We start from the raw sequence: 16701 nt of genomic DNA on the forward strand, positions 1-16701 counted from the left end.
TAATGATCTTCTCGATGATTCGTCATCATCAAGCTAGGTCGGCTATATTACTCTCAATTTCTTAAAAGTCAACAGGTAATTTAGATATTTAGCAAACTTATCAATCAACCCAAGAATCTAACCTTTCTAGCCAAATCCTTGTTTCTCAACAAGTTTTTATCTGCATCACCGCCGATGGATGTGCATTCTACAGTATTTCAGACCCGTTGCAAGCACTTTTAAAAATTAAATTATTCGGTTGTTTTATTTTTAAACTTTAACGCATCTAATTAACTGATTTATATAATTTAAAATTTATTAATTATCTTAAAAGTGAATTTAAACAAACTAACTACATGAAATTTAAATAGTTTATTGAAAATATGTTTTTATTATCAGCAATAAAGCAGCTTTATTTTTATATTTAGCTTTTATTTTAAACACCTCACTCCATGCAAAAATCTGTCTCCCATTCGATTCATGTTTAAAATTTCACCACCCAAAATAAAAACAACGGCTTTGATCGCTCAAAACCGTTGTTTTCAGTGTTGTAATAAGTACTTTCTCTTAAGAAGTACTGCCTCTCACAATATTCAAGAAGTATAGATGACGTTCATATTGATCAATAATGTCTTGGATTAAATCTTCTTGCGTCCAATCCATCACATCATAGTTTTGTCCACCCTCTCTTAAAAAGACTTCTGCTTGGAAGTAATTGGCCTCATCCTCCTCTGCTCGTCCCAACATGAAGCTTGGTGGAACAGTGGCATGTGAGATGACTTTATAAGTGAAGTTAATTTCATGATGATGATCGACATGCAGTTGCAGACCATTTTCAATTTCACGTATCTCCACTTCCAAGTGACGGCGCTTAAATTCACGTTGAATACTTTCAAAGGCTTTACGCACCTGTGTCTCAATGTAGTGCTGAACTTCTGTTTCTGTATGCGGGTAATGCATGATCAGACCCAAACGTTGCTGCCAACTACGTGGATTATTGATGGCACGTGGGGTAATTCGCGCTTCCTGAATGGCTTTCATCTTGGTGACATCCAGCTTTAAGGCTTTTAATAGCCCCCAGCTCATCAACAACATAATAAAAGTAAAAGGCAATGCACTCATAATGATGGAAGATTGCAATGCCGATAGACCACCAACCAACAATAGGATAATGGCCAATGCTGCCATCAACACCGTCCAAAACAAACGTTGCCATGTGGGAGAGTTTTCGGTTTTAGCGGTGAGATAATCAGTAACCAGCGCACCCGAATCCGCAGAGGTGACGAAAAAGAGCATCACCAATACCGTCGCCAGTAAACTCATCACCCCTGAAAATGGCAAATGATTCAAAAACTCAAATAACGCAACTGATGAATCACTTTGTACGGCGTGAATGAGACTAACATTATGTTCTTGCATAATGTTAAACAGCGCGGCATTACCCAAGAACCCCATCCAGATGATGGTAAAACCTGTCGGGATCAATAACACACCGACAATAAACTCACGGATGGTTCGGCCGCGCGATACACGGGCAATAAACATACCTACAAATGGCGACCATGAAATCCACCAAGCCCAATACATAATGGTCCAACCACCAATCCAGCCATTCGGTTGATAGGCATAGAGATTAAAGGTCATACCAAATAGGTTCGACATATACGAACCCATGTTTTGAATGGTGGTTTGCAACAAATAGATACTTGGACCTGCAATAAACACAAAGGCCAGCAGCACCAAAGCCAAAATCAGATTCAGTTCGGAGAGACGTTTTACCCCTTTATCCAGACCTAAAAATACCGACATGGATGCCAAAGCACTGACAAAAATAATCAGGATCACCTGAACATTGCTACTTTGTTCAATACCAAAGAGATAATGCAAACCTGAATTGATTTGCGTCACACCAAAACCTAAAGAGGTCGCCACCCCGAAAACCGTACCAATGGTGGCGAAGGTATCAATACTATCGCCCCAAGGACCATAAATCTTCTTACCAATAATGGGGTATAAGGCTGAACGGGTTTTTAACGGTAAATTATGCCGATAAGCAAAATAGGCCAAGGCCAATCCGACCACGGCATAAATTGCCCATGCATGTAAGCCCCAATGGAAAAAGGTAATTCTTAAGGCTTGTTGTGCAGCATCTACACTTTCAGGATCACCGCTTGGTGGACTGACATAGTGCATTACGGGTTCCGCGACACCAAAGAACATCAAACCGATGCCCATCCCTGCAGTAAACAGCATGGCAAACCAGGAGCCATTACTATATTCAGGTTGACTGTGATCAGGTCCTAATTTGATTTTACCACTGGCGGAACAAGCAATATAAATCAGCAGAATCAAAAACACCGCAACAGACAAGACATAAAACCAGCTAAAGGAATCGGTGATCCACTGCTTCAATTGTTGGGTCAGAAATTCAAATGAACTGGGTGCGATTACAACGATTGCGATAAAAATCGCAATGATAATCACCGTGCTTAAAAACACGTTTGGATTCACATTCGCAAATTGCGAAGATGGCTTGGAAGGCATAATTCCCCCACGTTATTCTAATGATAATGGACAGGCCCTAATGGCCAAAGAAGACATTCACAATGTGAACAAAAGCGAGCTTAAATTTTGCAAAACTCGATATAAATTATAAAAAATGTGAAAAATAAAGCAGTTGTAATGCTGTAACAAAGTTATTCTTTATCACTCAAGTGCTTGGGCACGTGTGCAATATATTGCAACGCGATGAGACGCGAGACCACTACCGCCAGATACATTACCCCACCAAACATTTGTAGCATCGCCAATACTCTAGCCGCAGGACTGATCGGGATCAAATCCGACAATCCTGTTGCAGACTGTAGACTAAAACTCAAAAATAATAGATCGAGCCAATGCTGTAAGGCTTGAGGTTGATTAGGATTTTGGAAACTATTGGGCAAAATTAATTGACAGATACTATATAAAAAGGCAAACCCCCAAGCGATGAGGGTAAATACCGCCCCTGCCGCAAATAACTCATCTTTAGTGAGATAGCGATCTGCAAACATATAGCGCAATAAGCCATAGGCAGCATAGAAATAGGCCAAAGCTTCAAAACTATGCGCGATGATTTGAATGGTCTGATTGCCATAACCAATAAAAATCATAATCGAAAATAGAAAGGCACCACTAACAAAAACCAAGCCCCAAAAAGTAAACACAGGTGTCTGTCGAATCACCTTGGCAATAATCAACAAGGCCAAGACACCCAATGACCAAGTCAAAGCCCGAAATTCACTGTCACCTGTGGTCAACATATATAAAACCAATAATGCCAGTTGAACCAGTAATAACCATGCTGATGGCAGTAAACGAAAGCCGCTCCAAAATTGTTTTAAACTTTGCATGTTATTGTCCTGAATCTTGTTATGTTTTGATTATGTTGAGTGCATCATACTGCATCTAAAAAAGAAACAATCATTTTAGACAGTTCTTGTTGTAGTCGCTGTTCTTCAATTAGAAAAGTATTTTTACTGGCATAACGCATCATGGTAAATAAGGTACTATTAATAATCACAAAAGACTTATGTTTTAAAGTTTCAAAATCCCAATGCGGATAATAACGCCCGAATAAATACATACCGATTTCTAAAAAATGCTGCTCCAAAACCTGTGCTGCTTCGGAATCACTATAGGCATGCCAGTTTTTTAGAATTTCGATAAAAAATCCCTGATCAGACTTCAATGATTCAAAGCCAAAGGCAATGCTTAATGTGATGATGTCCTGAATAGAGGTTTGTTGTTGTCGCATCACCAGTTGCTTGACTGCCTGCCCCAAATTTTCACTTTTGCGCAGTAATAATTCTGCGATGATCTGTTCTTTATTTTCAAAATATTGATAAATCGACCCAACACTCACACCTGATTTTTCAGAGATTTTAGGTGTCGTCACCTGCAACACGCCATATTCAGCGATACATTTCTGCGCCCCTTCCAAAATACTTTCGACGATCATCTTGGCACGTTGCTGCTGTGGTCGTTTTCTCATGCTCAGCCTCAATGGAAATGCGAATTGAATACGAATAATTATTCGTATTAAGCTTTGATTAAATAACAATCAGAGGCTTTATGCAATGCAAAGCATCGTTAAACCTAAACGTTTGGCAGCGTTTGAAGACATGAGTCAATCTAATCTCAAAACCAAGCTTCTCAGCTACATGACCCAACAGGACGTTCAGCCGAGTTATCAAGAGTATCAGGCACTGAATACTGCCCTGCAAAGTGGTGATGCACCGATGGATCAGCTGCTGCTGTGGGTGTTACAAAATCCTAAGCTGCATCGTAAATATTTTGAAACGGCGCTATATCAAGGCCTCGATAAACTGCCACATGAAATTCCTGAACTCACTGCCTTCTTCCAATTCGTTGAAAAAAAACCTGCTTGGTATGAGCAAAACAAAATTGATGCTGCATTGAAATTCACCTATCGCTTGGGCATCAATAACGGACTGATCCTACGAGATCTATCCTTAATGACGGGTTATATGTATCCTGGTTTTAATCAACCTTTAATCCTAACAGGCGCATTAAAGAAACAGGCGGGAACACGTTTAGCCGAAACCACCAAATGGTGGGTGGATATCACTGAGCCCAATGGGTTTGAACGTTATAGCAAAGGCTTTACCTCCACCATTTTTGTACGCTTCATCCATGCCTTAGTGCGTCATCAATTACAAAAATCAGAAAAATGGGATGCAGACACTTGGGGCATACCGATCAATCAATATGATCAGGCGATGACCAATATCGCTTTTAGTGGTGTCGTCTTGATTGGAATACGGGCTTTAGGCATTTTTCCAAGCAAACAAGAAGTCGATAGCTTCTTACACTTCTGGAAATATGCGGGCTGGTTAATGGGTGTAGAGGAAAAATGGTTGGTTGATCATGAGGCTGATGGTTGGAAACTCATTTACTGGATGCACTTCGCACACCCTCAAGCAGATGCAAGCAGTATTTCTCTGGGGTCTAGCCTTTCCAAAGAACCCTTTGAGCGAAAATACCAGTATCTACGTTCTTTCCAACAAAAACTGGCCTATAAGCAGCATCTAGAAATTACCCAGTTTTTTATCGGTCGCAAAAAAATGCAGAAATTAGGTTTACCCACTCAATCGGCATCATGGTTTGCTTATTATTTAATAGGTCGTAATTTAGCCCTCTATACAGGTGCCAAACATATTCCAAAATTAAACAACTTCCTTGAACAAAATGGACGTCATTTGCAACGAATCGGCTTGTCTTTATATCGCAACCAAGGGCAGCAACTGGCCAGCATGCATCAATAGCTCATAAAAAAAGGCCCTCGATCTACGAGGGCTTCATTATACTGACATATCGGTTAAGGAGCAGATTCATCAACCCTGTTTATTCACGACACCAATACCTTTATAAATAACAATTGATCATACTATTGATATACGAGCTTCTTGTAGCTCACTGAATTATGCCTCAACCCTTTTTCTTTTAGGCGATGAGAATGAGAAAAGGCTTAAAGCTAGATCATGACGCACTTTTTATAATGCCAATGATATTCCATCGGGAGCTTTGCATTTCTCGCCTGCTATTGTAATTCCACGAGCTTATCTGCACCCCATGATAAGCCATATTCAGCAGCCTTTTTATACCATTTTTTGGCCAACTTAATATTCACTGCTCCAGCAGAACCATCTTCATACATTTCTCCGAGTGCATATGCTGCAATCGCCATTTCCTGATCAGCGGCCTTTGTCATCCATTCCATGGCTTTGATCTCATTTTTGGCTACACCTTCACCAGCACGATACATTGATGCAAGTTCATATTGTGAATTTGCATGCCCCTGCATCGCAGCTTTCATAAACCATGCATATGCTTCTTCAAAATTTTCATCAACCCCTTGTCCAAACAAGTAAGCTAAACCAAGATTGTATTGAGCATAAGGATTGCCAGATTGGGCAGACTGTCGAAACCACTCTACAGCTTTGGTAAAATCTCTTTCAGGGCCATATGAACCACGTTTATAGATCATCCCAAGGCTAAGTTGAGCATTTGGATCTCCTTGTTTGGCTTCTTCTAAATATTTTGCATAAGCAACATGAATATCTTTTTTCACAAAATCTTCATCTAACATTGCATCTATCTGTGCGAGTTGAGTTTTAGGAAGATTTGAACTTTCGCTACATGCCATGGTTGAAAATACAAGAGTTAAGAAAATTAAAATATTCTTTATTAAATACATAAAGCTATCTCATATCAATTTGACGACAAATAAAGTAATGGTCGCAATTTTTAAATTTTTCAAAATTATAATGTCATCTAAATAATAAAAACCAATTCAAAATTTATTTTTAGCCTCACCACGTACCTCAATCATATTTTTTATGTATTTCAAATAAAGAAAGCCCCTATCAAAAGATAAGGGCTGTCTTTGAGCTCGAGGTCATTAGTGATCTGACGCGCCAGATGCACCGATCCCGGTCATTGAACGTACGAACTGTGCATCAAATGCTTTACGCTCTTTCTGTGCACGTGCTGATTTATCAGTTACAGAGAAGAACCAACAGCAAAGGAATGATAACGGCATTGCGAACAGTGCTGGACCATTGAATGGGTTTGGCGCAGTTTCAGAAATCGCCAAAGTATCCACCCAAACCGCTTTAGACAGAATAATCAAGCTCACTGCACCGACTAAACCAACCACACCGCCAATCACTGCACCACGTGTAGTTAAACCTTTCCAGAACATCGATAACACCAATACTGGGAAGTTTGCACAACACGCGACTGAGAATGCCAAACCCACCATGAAGGCAACGTTTTGCTTCTCGAACAAGATCCCCAAGATCATGGCAAAGATTGCCAAACCTAAGGTTGCAATTTTTGACATCTTCAATTCAGACTCAGGTGTGGTTTTACCCTTTCTAAACACATTGGCATATAAGTCATGTGAGATTGCAGATGCGCCAGAGAGGGTTAAACCAGCCACTACAGCAAGGATTGTTGCAAACGCCACTGCCGAGATAAAGCCCATGAACAAATCACCGCCAACAGCATCACTTAAGTGAACCGCAGCCATGTTGTTACCACCGACTAATTCTAATTTACCTGTTGCCATTGCTTTCGCCGCATCCAAGAACTGCGGGTTGTTGGCAACAAATAGAATCGCACCAAATCCAATAATAAATGTTAATAAGTAGAAGTAACCGATAAAACCTGTCGCCACCACAACTGATTTACGTGCTTCTTTGGCATCTTTTACGGTAAAGAAACGCATTAAGATATGCGGTAAACCTGCTGTACCAAACATCAAGGCAAGACCAAGTGATAATGCATCGATTGGATTCGCCGCGAGTTTGCCTGGCCCCATGATTTTGGCTGCTTCGTCCCAGCTTATGCTATGTGCTTGGCTATACACACCAATGGCTTGGTTAAACATATTGCTAAAACTAAAGCCTACTGCTTTCATTACCATAAAGGCCATGAAAGTTGCACCACTGAGTAACATCACTGCTTTAATGATTTGTACCCAAGTGGTCGCTAACATGCCACCGAAGATGACATAAGCCATCATCAATAAACCAACGATGACCACCGCAATGTTGTAGTTCAAACCGAACAGCAATTTGATCAACTGACCCGCACCCACCATCTGTGCAATCAGATAGAATGCCACCACAACCAATGAACTGAATGCTGCCAAGGTACGTACTGGTTTCTCTTCCAAACGGAATGAGACCACGTCTGACAGGTTATATTTTCCTAAGTTACGCAAGCGCTCTGCAACAAGGAAAAGTACAATTGGCCAACCCACCATGAAACCAAGTGAGTAAAGTAAACCATCAAAACCCGAGCTAAAAACTAAGGCCGAAATACCGAGAAACGATGCTGCTGACATATAGTCACCGGCAATCGCCAAACCATTTTGGAAACCGCTGATTCCGCCACCTGCGGTATAAAAATCTTGTGCTGACTGGGTTTGTTTCGCTGCCCATTTGGTAATGAACAAGGTAAAGCCCACGAAGATCATAAACATAATGATCGCGTGCCAGTTGGTTGCTTGCTGTTCCGCTGCACCTAGATCAGGGCCGGCAAATGCCACACTTGAACAACAAAAACTGAGCAGCGTAAACAGTATCGCTTTGAATGATGTCCCTTTCATCTCAGTGCATCCCTTTTTCATGTGCAATGGCCTCAACTTCCTTGAGGGCTGCTTCATTCAGTTGATCAAGTTTGGTATTGGCAATATAGGAATACACACCACATAATAAAAATGACAACACGATAATGCCTAAACCTAGGGGAATCCCCCATGTTGTTACACCACCGCTAAATGAACTTGCTAAAAATTCTTTGTTATAGCCAACCAAAAGCATGAACCCGACGTAGATAAACAACATGATTGCTGTTAATGTCCAACTTAATGTGCGCTTTTTGCTGACCATCTCTTGAAACTTTGGATTATGTAGAATTCGATCTACCTGTGAATCATCCATAATCAACTCCTTATTTTTGTGTCCAACCGTGGACCCCTTTTTTGCATGGGATTTTTCATTATCCAAAGTAACAAGATTATGCTTGACTCGTAACTTAGACTTTGGTCTCTAAATGCAAATCTCTACTCCTTGCCCTACCTGCGCTTCGGGTATGATAAAAAATGGAATTCGATCACGTGAGCAATATGAACAGTTGGCTTATTCTTAGCGTCCTTGCCCTGTATATCGTGCTGTTATTCGGCTGTGCTTTTTTTGGTGAAAAACACGCCAGCCGTTTAAGTACTCGTGGGCGTATGCTGCTGTTTAGTCTGACTTTAGGGGTTTATTGCTCTTCGTGGACCTTTTACGGCGCAACGGGTGCTGCAGTGCGTCAAGGCGTCATTTTCCTGCCCATTTATTTAGGCCCGTTGCTGTTTATCTGGTTTGGCTATGACATCTGGAAGCGCTTAGGACGCATTCGCCAACATCATGCCATTTCCTCAATTGCCGATTTTGTCGCGGCGCGTTATGGCAAGAGCGGGAGCTTGGCTGCACTGGTCACGATTCTTGCGGTCATTGCGATTGTGCCTTATCTGGCGTTGCAACTGCGTGCCATTGCGTTGAGTGCCTCAGTCATTCTTGAGCAAAACGCACATATTCATACCACCACCAATAGCGTGCTGGTGTTGACTGCGGTATTGGCGATTTTGGCCATGATTTTTGGTACCCGCCATATTGCCCATACCGAACAACATGGCGGTTTAATGCTGGCGGTTGCCTTTGAATCCTTTGTGAAACTGTTCGCACTGCTCTGTGTCGCTGCTTTTTTCTTATTACAATCGCCTGAGAATATCAAACAGGTCAGTAGCGACGTCCATCAGCATTTCCATGACCTGCAACAATTGGGGGTTCCTGAAACCTTTTGGGTGCAGACCCTATTGGCAGGCTTAGCCATGATTTGCTTGCCGCGTCAATTTCATGTGGCGGTGGTCGAATTACGCGATGAAAAGCATATTCGTGGCGCACGCCGCTGGTTCGCGGCTTATCTGATCCTAACTGTGATTGCAATCATACCGATTGCCAGTTGGGCCTTGCATTCCTTACCTGAATCCCTCGGTACTCCTGATATTGCGGTCTTGGCCCTGCCTTTAAGCTATCAACAAGAATGGCTGGCTTTATTGGCCTTTTTAGGCGGTTTTTCAGCATCGACTGGGATGCTGTTGGTGGCTTCGGTGGCACTATCAATCATGCTCAGTAATGACCTGATCATGCCTGCATTATGGCGCTTTAAAATCATTTCTCGCCATGATCAGCATCTGCCGCGTGTACTTAAATTGACCCGCCGCATCAGTATCGTCAGTGTGATGCTACTGGGCTTTTTATTCTTTCATTTCTTTAATGACATCAATCAGCTTTCGGTTTTTGGTTTATTGGCCTTTAGTGCGGTGGCCCAATTCTCCCCTGCCCTAATTGGGGGGCTGTATTGGCGTGGTGCAAGTCGTCAAGGGGTCTATGTTGGCTTACTTATGGGCTTTGCTATGTGGAGCTACACGCTACTGTTCCCAACAGTATTGCGCAGCCTACCAGATCATTATCAAGAGTTTGCACAACATCTATTATTGTTTGGGCCTTTCGATATTAATGGCCTACGTCCTGAAGCGTTACTTGGATTTGAATCCTTTGCACCTCTCACTCACGGCGTATTGTGGTCACTGGGGCTCAACGTGGTGCTGTATATTTGGGTGTCGCGCCTGTATCGTCCAAGTGTGGCTGAACAAATTCAGGCGGAAAGCTTTTTCTATTATGAAAGTAAACCCCTGCCATCGGCTCAATCCAATACCGATCTAACAGATCTACACCTGAATGCAGCACGTCTCAAGGTTGGGGACTTATTGGCCTTGGCTAAACGGGTCACTGGTGATAAGCCAACCCTTCAAGCCTTCCAACAGTTTTGTGAACAAAACCATGTGGTTTTAAATGAAAATCATGTCGCCAATGGCATGTGGTGGCGTTTCACTGAACAATATCTGGCTGGGATTATTGGTGCAGCGTCTGCCCGTACCTTATTAACCACCGCCATGATTAACAATGGTCTAGCTTTAGGCCAAGTCGCCAATATTCTTGACCAAGCCTCACAATGGCAACGTTTCAACCAAAACTTGCTCATGACCATGATCGACCATATGACCCAAGGTGTGAGTGTGGTAGATAAAAACATGTGTCTGGTGGCATGGAACAATCAATACCTGAAGTTATTTGATTATCCTAAAGACTTAGTCTACGTTGGCTGTCCAATTTCTGATTTGATTCGCTATAACGCGGAACGTGGTGAATGCGGTCCTGGTCCTGTTGAGGAGCATGTGCGTAAACGACTGCACTGGATGAAAGTCGGTAGCGCCCATGAGTTCGAGCGGATTCGTAAAGATGGTCTGGTCATTCAGATGCGTGGTAACCCAATTGAGGGTGGTGGTTTCGTGACCACTTTCGCTGACATTACGGCCTTCCGTGAAAATGAAGCGGTGTTGGAAGAACGTGTCAGTGATCGAACTCAACAGCTTGCCAATGCCTTGACCGAGCAACAACTGGCACTGGAACAAGCCGATAAAGCCAATCAATCGAAAAGTCGATTCTTGGCAGCCGCTAGTCATGACCTATTACAGCCGATGCATGCAGCTCGTTTATTTAGTACCGCGTTAGAGCAAAGTGTGCATTCAGCAGAAGATCAACAAACCTTGCAACAACTAGATCGAGCACTTTACGGCGCAGAAAGTATGCTCTCAGCACTCCTAGATATTGCCCGTTTGGAAGGTGGTAGCATTCAGCCGAAGCGCCAAGCTTATGCATTGCACGACCTCTTAAATGATCTGGAGTTACAGTTCAAATCCATTGCAGCGCAACGCAATATTCAGTTGTCTGTTCACGACACCAAATTTTGGGTCGATACCGATCCACAATGGATGCGACGTATTATCCAAAACTTTGTCAGCAATGCATTGCGTTATACCGCACAGGGTCGTGTGGTGGTTGGGGTATTACGTTCTGCGCAACGTCCAAACCATATCCGGATTGGGGTTTGGGATACAGGTCCCGGCATTCATGAACAGCAACGCCTCAAATTATTCCAAGAGTTTGAGCGCTGTGGCCATACTTCGCCTTGGGGTGAACAAGGCCTTGGCCTCGGACTGGCCATCGTACAACGTATGACCAGCCTGTTGGATTTCCCTGTGCATGTCTATTCGGAACTGGGCAAAGGCTCTTGCTTCATGATTGAAGTCCCTCTTGCTGAAGCGCCCAAAATTCAAATGACCCTCCCACATGTGACAGCACTGCAACATACGGCTTATAAAGTATTGTGCTTAGACAATGATGAGACCATTCTGCAAGGGATGCGCACTTTATTGAGTAAATGGGGCTATCAGATTTTCACCGCGACTGAACCTGAGCAAGCCTTGCGTCTAATTGAGCAAGAAGACATTCAGGTCTGGCTGATCGATCAGCACTTAAATCATGATCAACGCGGTCTAGATTTCATTGAACAACATCGACTGCCTCATATTCCAGTCGCCCTGATTACTGCAGATTCTGATCCAGAGTTACCACAGTACTTAAAACAGCAGAATATTGTGTTGTTGAAAAAGCCTTTGAAACCTGCGGGTTTAAGAGCTTGGTTATCAGGACTCAAAATCATGCCAATGCAATAAATGACTAAATATTTTGCAACATAGGCCAAAATGATCAAAAACAAGCCCTTTTGTTGATGACAAATTGACCAAAGTGCTCAAATCGTTATTGGCTATGGCAAAAACGTTCACTTACATTAGTGAACGTTTGTACACTTACTTACAATTAATTAAGCAGTTGTTTTTAATGTAAATTTTCAGGGTGAAAATCACATCTACGACTTTAGTCGTATTCTACTTGCTTTCTTGATCCCGCATAAATTGATCAATTGAATCGAAGCCTAGCGCCATGCTTGTTGGGTTTCTCATCACAAATTGTCAAAAAGGACATTGATCATGAATCACAACAACCCGACAACGGATCATAGCTCACAACAGCTTTATCGCCAATACAGTGCCAATGCCCTACTACCTGAATTGGATTGGCAAACGATTTTTGTACATAGCAAACTGGAAGATACCCAGTTACGTGCCCTGAATACTCTTTATCAAGCCGCTGTTCCACTGGCACTCAATGTATTTGATGAACTCAATTTTGATGTGTTTGCACCCGCTGCTTATCATCCACAAGGCTTGGGTTTATTTGAAAAACTGGCACAACAGGAAGAAAAGTTTTTAGAGGTTCTGGAAAATGAATCCGCTCATCTCGACCATGAAAGCCGCCATCAAATCTGGAGTATGTTATTGCGTGGTGGTGCGGTACTGGTGTTTAAAGCTTGGTTAGGCCATGTCAAAGGCGGTGAACACCAGTTGGACAAAACCCAGTTTGATGAGCTTTCTGATTTATTGTTTATCAAAACGCGTCCTGAGCAATTAGCACAGCGCCTCAAAGTTGATGCTAATGCCGCTTTGACGCATATTTTCTTGATGTATGAAAATGATGTGTTCTTAGACCATTTTAACAGCTTGGAAACCGCGGCTTTATTTGTTGATTTAGGCGTATATGATGCCGCCTTTTTAAGTTTGCGTGATGACCGTGTTGCTGAATACCTCAAAGCCAAAGGCTATGTGACTCAAGAGCAGATTGATGATTTACAATGTGCTTTAAACCCATTGTATTGCGATAGCTTAATGCCAAAACAAGATTGCTTGGCTTAATCAGCCGAAGCCACAACCAAGATTGTGGCTTCTCTTTGACTTTCGCTCAAGGCAGATCTTTTTCTAAACGCTGTTTATGAATCTGCATCACCACATCACTAAACTCATTTAAAACATAATTGACCCATAAACGGCTATACCAGTTATATTCAGTGGATAAACGATAATCAATGCTTAGAATCAACTTGGTGGTATGCACATCGATTTGTTCTAATTGATAATCTGTTTTCAGCAAATCGAAATACTTGCCGCCCATTTCCAGATGATCATCCAATGACCCCTTTGGAAAAGAATCTGGAGCAAACTGGTATGTCCAGGACAATAAATATGGCGCATGCGATGCAGTCACCTTTTCTTCAAACTTGATACCACGTTCCCACTGAATAGTGCGTATCAGCTCACCCTCATGCTGCTCTGTCATACCAAAAATAGGCTTGGGAAAGCCCATGCTAAAAATAAAGCTGTCTTTGACCTCCTCTGGTTGAATCTTGCCAATCTGGTTAATGGCCTGAAATACTTGCTGTGCTGGGGCGTGAATCACGACCGAACGTTGGGTTTGTCCATATTCAGTACGGCTAAAATCAGGTAATAACAACCATAAAATCAGCGGCAGGAGTGCAAAAGAATAGATTTTGGCGCTGGGCTTCCATAGATAATGACAGATCAATCGCATCAAACCTGCACCCAGCAGTAAACCGATCAGTAAAATCGGTAAGAGCATGATCAAACAGATAATGCCTTCTCTTAACACGATCACACAGAACATAATCACGATTACAAAAACAAGCGGCTGAATCTTGAACAGCTTGGAGAGAAAAATGGGATTGGGCTGCTTTCGAATCATAAAATATTCGAACAATGAGCCGAGTATTGCCGGAATCACAATAACCACAACAAAGGACATTAGATCTTTGGAATAACTGCTTAACAGTACGGTAAATGCAATCAAACTTGCAGCCAAAATTAACGGTAAAATCCGTAAAAATGAAGATCTGGCTGGGTAGTCCTTTTCCAAAGAATAAGGGAGGTCATGAGTTAAATTGCTTAGAACAAGTACGTAACTATTCTGCTCATTCTTAATTTTATGTACATGGTAGTGCGCGAATCCTGCTTGTCGCAACATCTGATCAATACTGTCTCGAACTTCATCAGTCCACACTTCAACTAGAATACGAGCATAGCCCTGTTGTTGTAATTCTTGAATAATTGTTATTTTGTCATCCACAATATGATGCATCTTTTTCTTCACCTCGATTCAGTCAGCCCAACGTGTTTGATTGGGCTGACTGATTCTAACTCAGCTTAGAACTTCATGCTCATACGCATCCAGTAATTTCGACCCGTATTATTGAATTGCTCTTCACTGGCAAAACCAAAACCAGAACTGCCTGCTTTATTGAGGTGTTCGGTATAGGTCTTATCCAAGACGTTATCCACCCCCACTGAAAGATCGATATCTTTATTGAGACTATAACTACCATTCAATGAAACCGTTGAGAAACCAGCACTTGGTTTCAAGTCATAGCCCACGATATTCCCTTGATGCAAGCTGACACGATTTTGCTGATCCACCACACGCCATAACATACCCAATGTATATTTATCGGCAACATACCGTAGATTCACGCGTCCTTCTAAAGGTGCAATTTGTGGTAATGGCGTATTGTCCGTGGTATTTTTACCCCACGCATACATGGCACTCACATCTGCTTGAATGCGATCGGTAAACTGATAGCCGATTCCAGCCTCAGCACCCGCAATGGTGGCATCCACATTCTTGGCACCTGCGGTAATTCCACCACCGCCATGTCCGCCATGCTCACCCGCATGTAAATGGCTATGATCGTGATAATTCATCAGAATATAATCGTCAATCAAGCCAGCATAAGCCGACACCCAAGAATTAAACGCGCCCTGCTGCTGAGTAAAACCAAGATCTAACTGTAAGGTTTTCTCTGGCCGCACACCATTAAAGGTATTCGTCGAACCTGCATTGCCATGCTCTGGGCTAAACAACTCCCAATAATCAGGCATACGTTCAACATAGCCCACACCGACATAACTATTTAGACCATGTTCAGCATTTTGATTTTCCAAACGAACAAAAGCACTTGGTAAGGTTTTTTCAAGCTGGGTGTTAAAACCTTTAGCTTTAGTGTCCGCTCGCTCATCCTCAACTTTGACCTGGTCTACCCGAGCACCTGTCACGATTTTATTCTGTGGGTTCAATTGATAAGTCAACTCACCGAATGCCCCATAAGACTGGAAACGCATATCTTGACGGAATGGCACATTCATCGATGGCATGGTCGGCGATGACATACTGCCACCATGTTTATTGAACTGAGAATCGACCCCAGTGATTAAGCTCCACTGATCCCATTCAGACGTCATCGCCAAACGTGAGTTCAAAGTACGGCGTGTCACTTGCATGGCCATCGGGTTTGGCATCAACATGGTCATGCCATCATGGCTCATTTCAACCAATGGCGGTGTACGCAAACTATAGTTATCCATAATATGGTCGTTATAGCTATAGTTCACCTGAGCTTCAATTTTCTTGATTACATCAGTGACATTTTTCTTTTCAAACCGTAAACCTAAACTTTCACGGGCAAATTGTGCACCATCCATTCCACGCCCAGCATATTCAGCCTCACCATCTGCTTTACCACCGGTCAATTCCAGCCACGTGTTTTCATCTGGGGTCCAACCCAATGCTACATCGGCATTCCAGCGTTCCCATGACGATGGAATGGTTTTACCATCACCATCTTGATAACTATTCGATTCAGAACGATTGGCATTTAAACGGATATATTTTTTCTCATCACCAATCGCCGTTTCAACATTCTGGTCCAAGCGCCCAAATGAACCCCACAATACACTCGCCTGTCCACGATAGGGTTTTTCTTGGGTGAGCTTTTCAGGTTCACGTTCAAAAATCACTGTTGCTGCTGAGCCAGTATTGGCATATTGAACCGTTTGTGGCCCTTTAATCACTGAAATTCGATCATAGCTTTCAGGAGAAATATAAGAGGTCGGTGCATCCATACGCGAAGGACATGCGCCAAGGTTCTCCGTACCGTCGGTCAGAATCTTGATACGGGAGCCAAACATGCCACGAAAGGTCACATCTCCATTGGTGCCACCACTTTGTATAGCGTTAAAACCCATAATACTTTGTAGATAATCCGCCCCATCTGTCGCAGGGATAGGTTGTATCGGTTTCTTCGGGTCTGCTTTCACCACCAAACCATTACTTTCATTTGGTTGTTGTGCCGTGACCACAATCGGTGCAAGTGAAACATGTGCCTGCTCATGCTGAACGGGTTCCGCCCACGCCATTGCGGTATTTGAAGCAGCCAAGATCGCAACCGTTAGCGGTTGTAATAAAAATTTAGGTTGAGCCATCATCGGTCTCTCTTAAAACATAGATAAAACAGAGCCAG

Annotated in this window: 11 protein-coding genes; 3 read left to right on the forward strand and 8 right to left on the reverse strand. The window is 42.6% G+C overall.

The genetic code is table 11. The annotated features are described in order from the left end of the window. Nucleotides 1–546: 546 nt before the first annotated feature. From F957_RS04295 to F957_RS04285, 3 genes are all read right to left on the reverse strand, one after another. Nucleotides 547–2523: a BCCT family transporter gene (locus F957_RS04295; protein WP_016542614.1), complete on the reverse strand. Its 1977-nt coding sequence runs from the start codon at nucleotides 2521–2523 to the stop codon at nucleotides 547–549. Between the two features lie 152 nt (nucleotides 2524–2675). Then, nucleotides 2676–3371, reverse strand: a complete 696-nt coding sequence (locus F957_RS04290; RefSeq protein ID WP_016542613.1) for an ion channel — start codon at nucleotides 3369–3371, stop codon at nucleotides 2676–2678. A gap of 44 nt (nucleotides 3372–3415) precedes the next feature. Next, nucleotides 3416–4012, reverse strand: coding sequence for a TetR/AcrR family transcriptional regulator (locus F957_RS04285; RefSeq protein WP_016542612.1), 597 nt, complete (start codon nucleotides 4010–4012; stop codon nucleotides 3416–3418). An 85-nt stretch (nucleotides 4013–4097) separates the two neighbouring features. Between F957_RS04285 and F957_RS04280 the strand changes: the two genes are divergently transcribed. After that, nucleotides 4098–5306 (forward strand): oxygenase MpaB family protein, encoded by a 1209-nt coding sequence (locus F957_RS04280; protein ID WP_016542611.1) that lies wholly within the window; start codon nucleotides 4098–4100, stop codon nucleotides 5304–5306. Nucleotides 5307–5581: 275 nt separating this feature from the next. On the opposite strand, the gene F957_RS04275 is transcribed toward F957_RS04280, so the two are convergent. The 3 genes from F957_RS04275 to F957_RS04265 all read right to left on the reverse strand — a co-directional run bounded on the left by F957_RS04275 (nucleotide 5582) and on the right by F957_RS04265 (nucleotide 8492). Beyond that, nucleotides 5582–6238 (reverse strand): tetratricopeptide repeat protein, encoded by a 657-nt coding sequence (locus F957_RS04275; RefSeq protein ID WP_016660521.1) that lies wholly within the window; start codon nucleotides 6236–6238, stop codon nucleotides 5582–5584. Nucleotides 6239–6442: 204 nt separating this feature from the next. Further along, nucleotides 6443–8158, reverse strand: a complete 1716-nt coding sequence (locus F957_RS04270) for a cation acetate symporter (protein WP_016542609.1) — start codon at nucleotides 8156–8158, stop codon at nucleotides 6443–6445. 1 nt (nucleotide 8159) lies between these two features. Continuing rightward, nucleotides 8160–8492, reverse strand: coding sequence for a DUF485 domain-containing protein (locus tag F957_RS04265; RefSeq protein ID WP_016542608.1), 333 nt, complete (start codon nucleotides 8490–8492; stop codon nucleotides 8160–8162). 185 nt (nucleotides 8493–8677) lie between these two features. On the opposite strand from F957_RS04265, the gene F957_RS04260 reads away from it, so the two are divergent. Next, nucleotides 8678–12172, forward strand: coding sequence for a PAS domain-containing hybrid sensor histidine kinase/response regulator (locus tag F957_RS04260; protein WP_171068321.1), 3495 nt, complete (start codon nucleotides 8678–8680; stop codon nucleotides 12170–12172). A 315-nt stretch (nucleotides 12173–12487) separates the two neighbouring features. After that, nucleotides 12488–13249, forward strand: coding sequence for a hypothetical protein (locus F957_RS04255; RefSeq protein WP_016542606.1), 762 nt, complete (start codon nucleotides 12488–12490; stop codon nucleotides 13247–13249). Between the two features lie 46 nt (nucleotides 13250–13295). Here the strand turns inward: F957_RS04255 and F957_RS04250 are convergent, their stop codons facing one another. Together F957_RS04250 and F957_RS04245 are read right to left on the reverse strand one after the other, a co-directional pair. Then, nucleotides 13296–14486, reverse strand: coding sequence for a hypothetical protein (locus F957_RS04250; protein ID WP_016542605.1), 1191 nt, complete (start codon nucleotides 14484–14486; stop codon nucleotides 13296–13298). Between the two features lie 65 nt (nucleotides 14487–14551). Then, on the reverse strand, nucleotides 14552–16663 hold the full coding sequence (locus F957_RS04245; RefSeq protein WP_016542604.1) for a TonB-dependent copper receptor: 2112 nt from the start codon (nucleotides 16661–16663) through the stop codon (nucleotides 14552–14554). Nucleotides 16664–16701 lie beyond the last annotated feature (38 nt).

Origin of the sequence: Acinetobacter gyllenbergii CIP 110306 = MTCC 11365 (assembly GCF_000413855.1) — a bacterium.
Classification (GTDB): domain Bacteria; phylum Pseudomonadota; class Gammaproteobacteria; order Pseudomonadales; family Moraxellaceae; genus Acinetobacter; species Acinetobacter gyllenbergii.

Bases quoted from the DNA above. Each gene is read 5' to 3' on its own strand.
- F957_RS04270 (WP_016542609.1), bottom strand. From the start codon at position 8,158: ATGAAAGGGACATCATTCAAAGCGATACTGTTTACGCTGCTCAGTTTT.
- F957_RS04260 (WP_171068321.1), top strand. From the start codon at position 8,678: ATGAACAGTTGGCTTATTCTTAGCGTCCTTGCCCTGTATATCGTGCTG.
- F957_RS04255 (WP_016542606.1), top strand. From the start codon at position 12,488: ATGAATCACAACAACCCGACAACGGATCATAGCTCACAACAGCTTTAT.
- F957_RS04250 (WP_016542605.1), bottom strand. From the start codon at position 14,486: ATGCATCATATTGTGGATGACAAAATAACAATTATTCAAGAATTACAA.
- F957_RS04275 (WP_016660521.1), bottom strand. From the start codon at position 6,238: ATGTATTTAATAAAGAATATTTTAATTTTCTTAACTCTTGTATTTTCA.
- F957_RS04290 (WP_016542613.1), bottom strand. From the start codon at position 3,371: ATGCAAAGTTTAAAACAATTTTGGAGCGGCTTTCGTTTACTGCCATCA.
- F957_RS04285 (WP_016542612.1), bottom strand. From the start codon at position 4,012: ATGAGAAAACGACCACAGCAGCAACGTGCCAAGATGATCGTCGAAAGT.
- F957_RS04295 (WP_016542614.1), bottom strand. From the start codon at position 2,523: ATGCCTTCCAAGCCATCTTCGCAATTTGCGAATGTGAATCCAAACGTG.
- F957_RS04265 (WP_016542608.1), bottom strand. From the start codon at position 8,492: ATGGATGATTCACAGGTAGATCGAATTCTACATAATCCAAAGTTTCAA.
- F957_RS04245 (WP_016542604.1), bottom strand. From the start codon at position 16,663: ATGGCTCAACCTAAATTTTTATTACAACCGCTAACGGTTGCGATCTTG.
- F957_RS04280 (WP_016542611.1), top strand. From the start codon at position 4,098: ATGCAAAGCATCGTTAAACCTAAACGTTTGGCAGCGTTTGAAGACATG.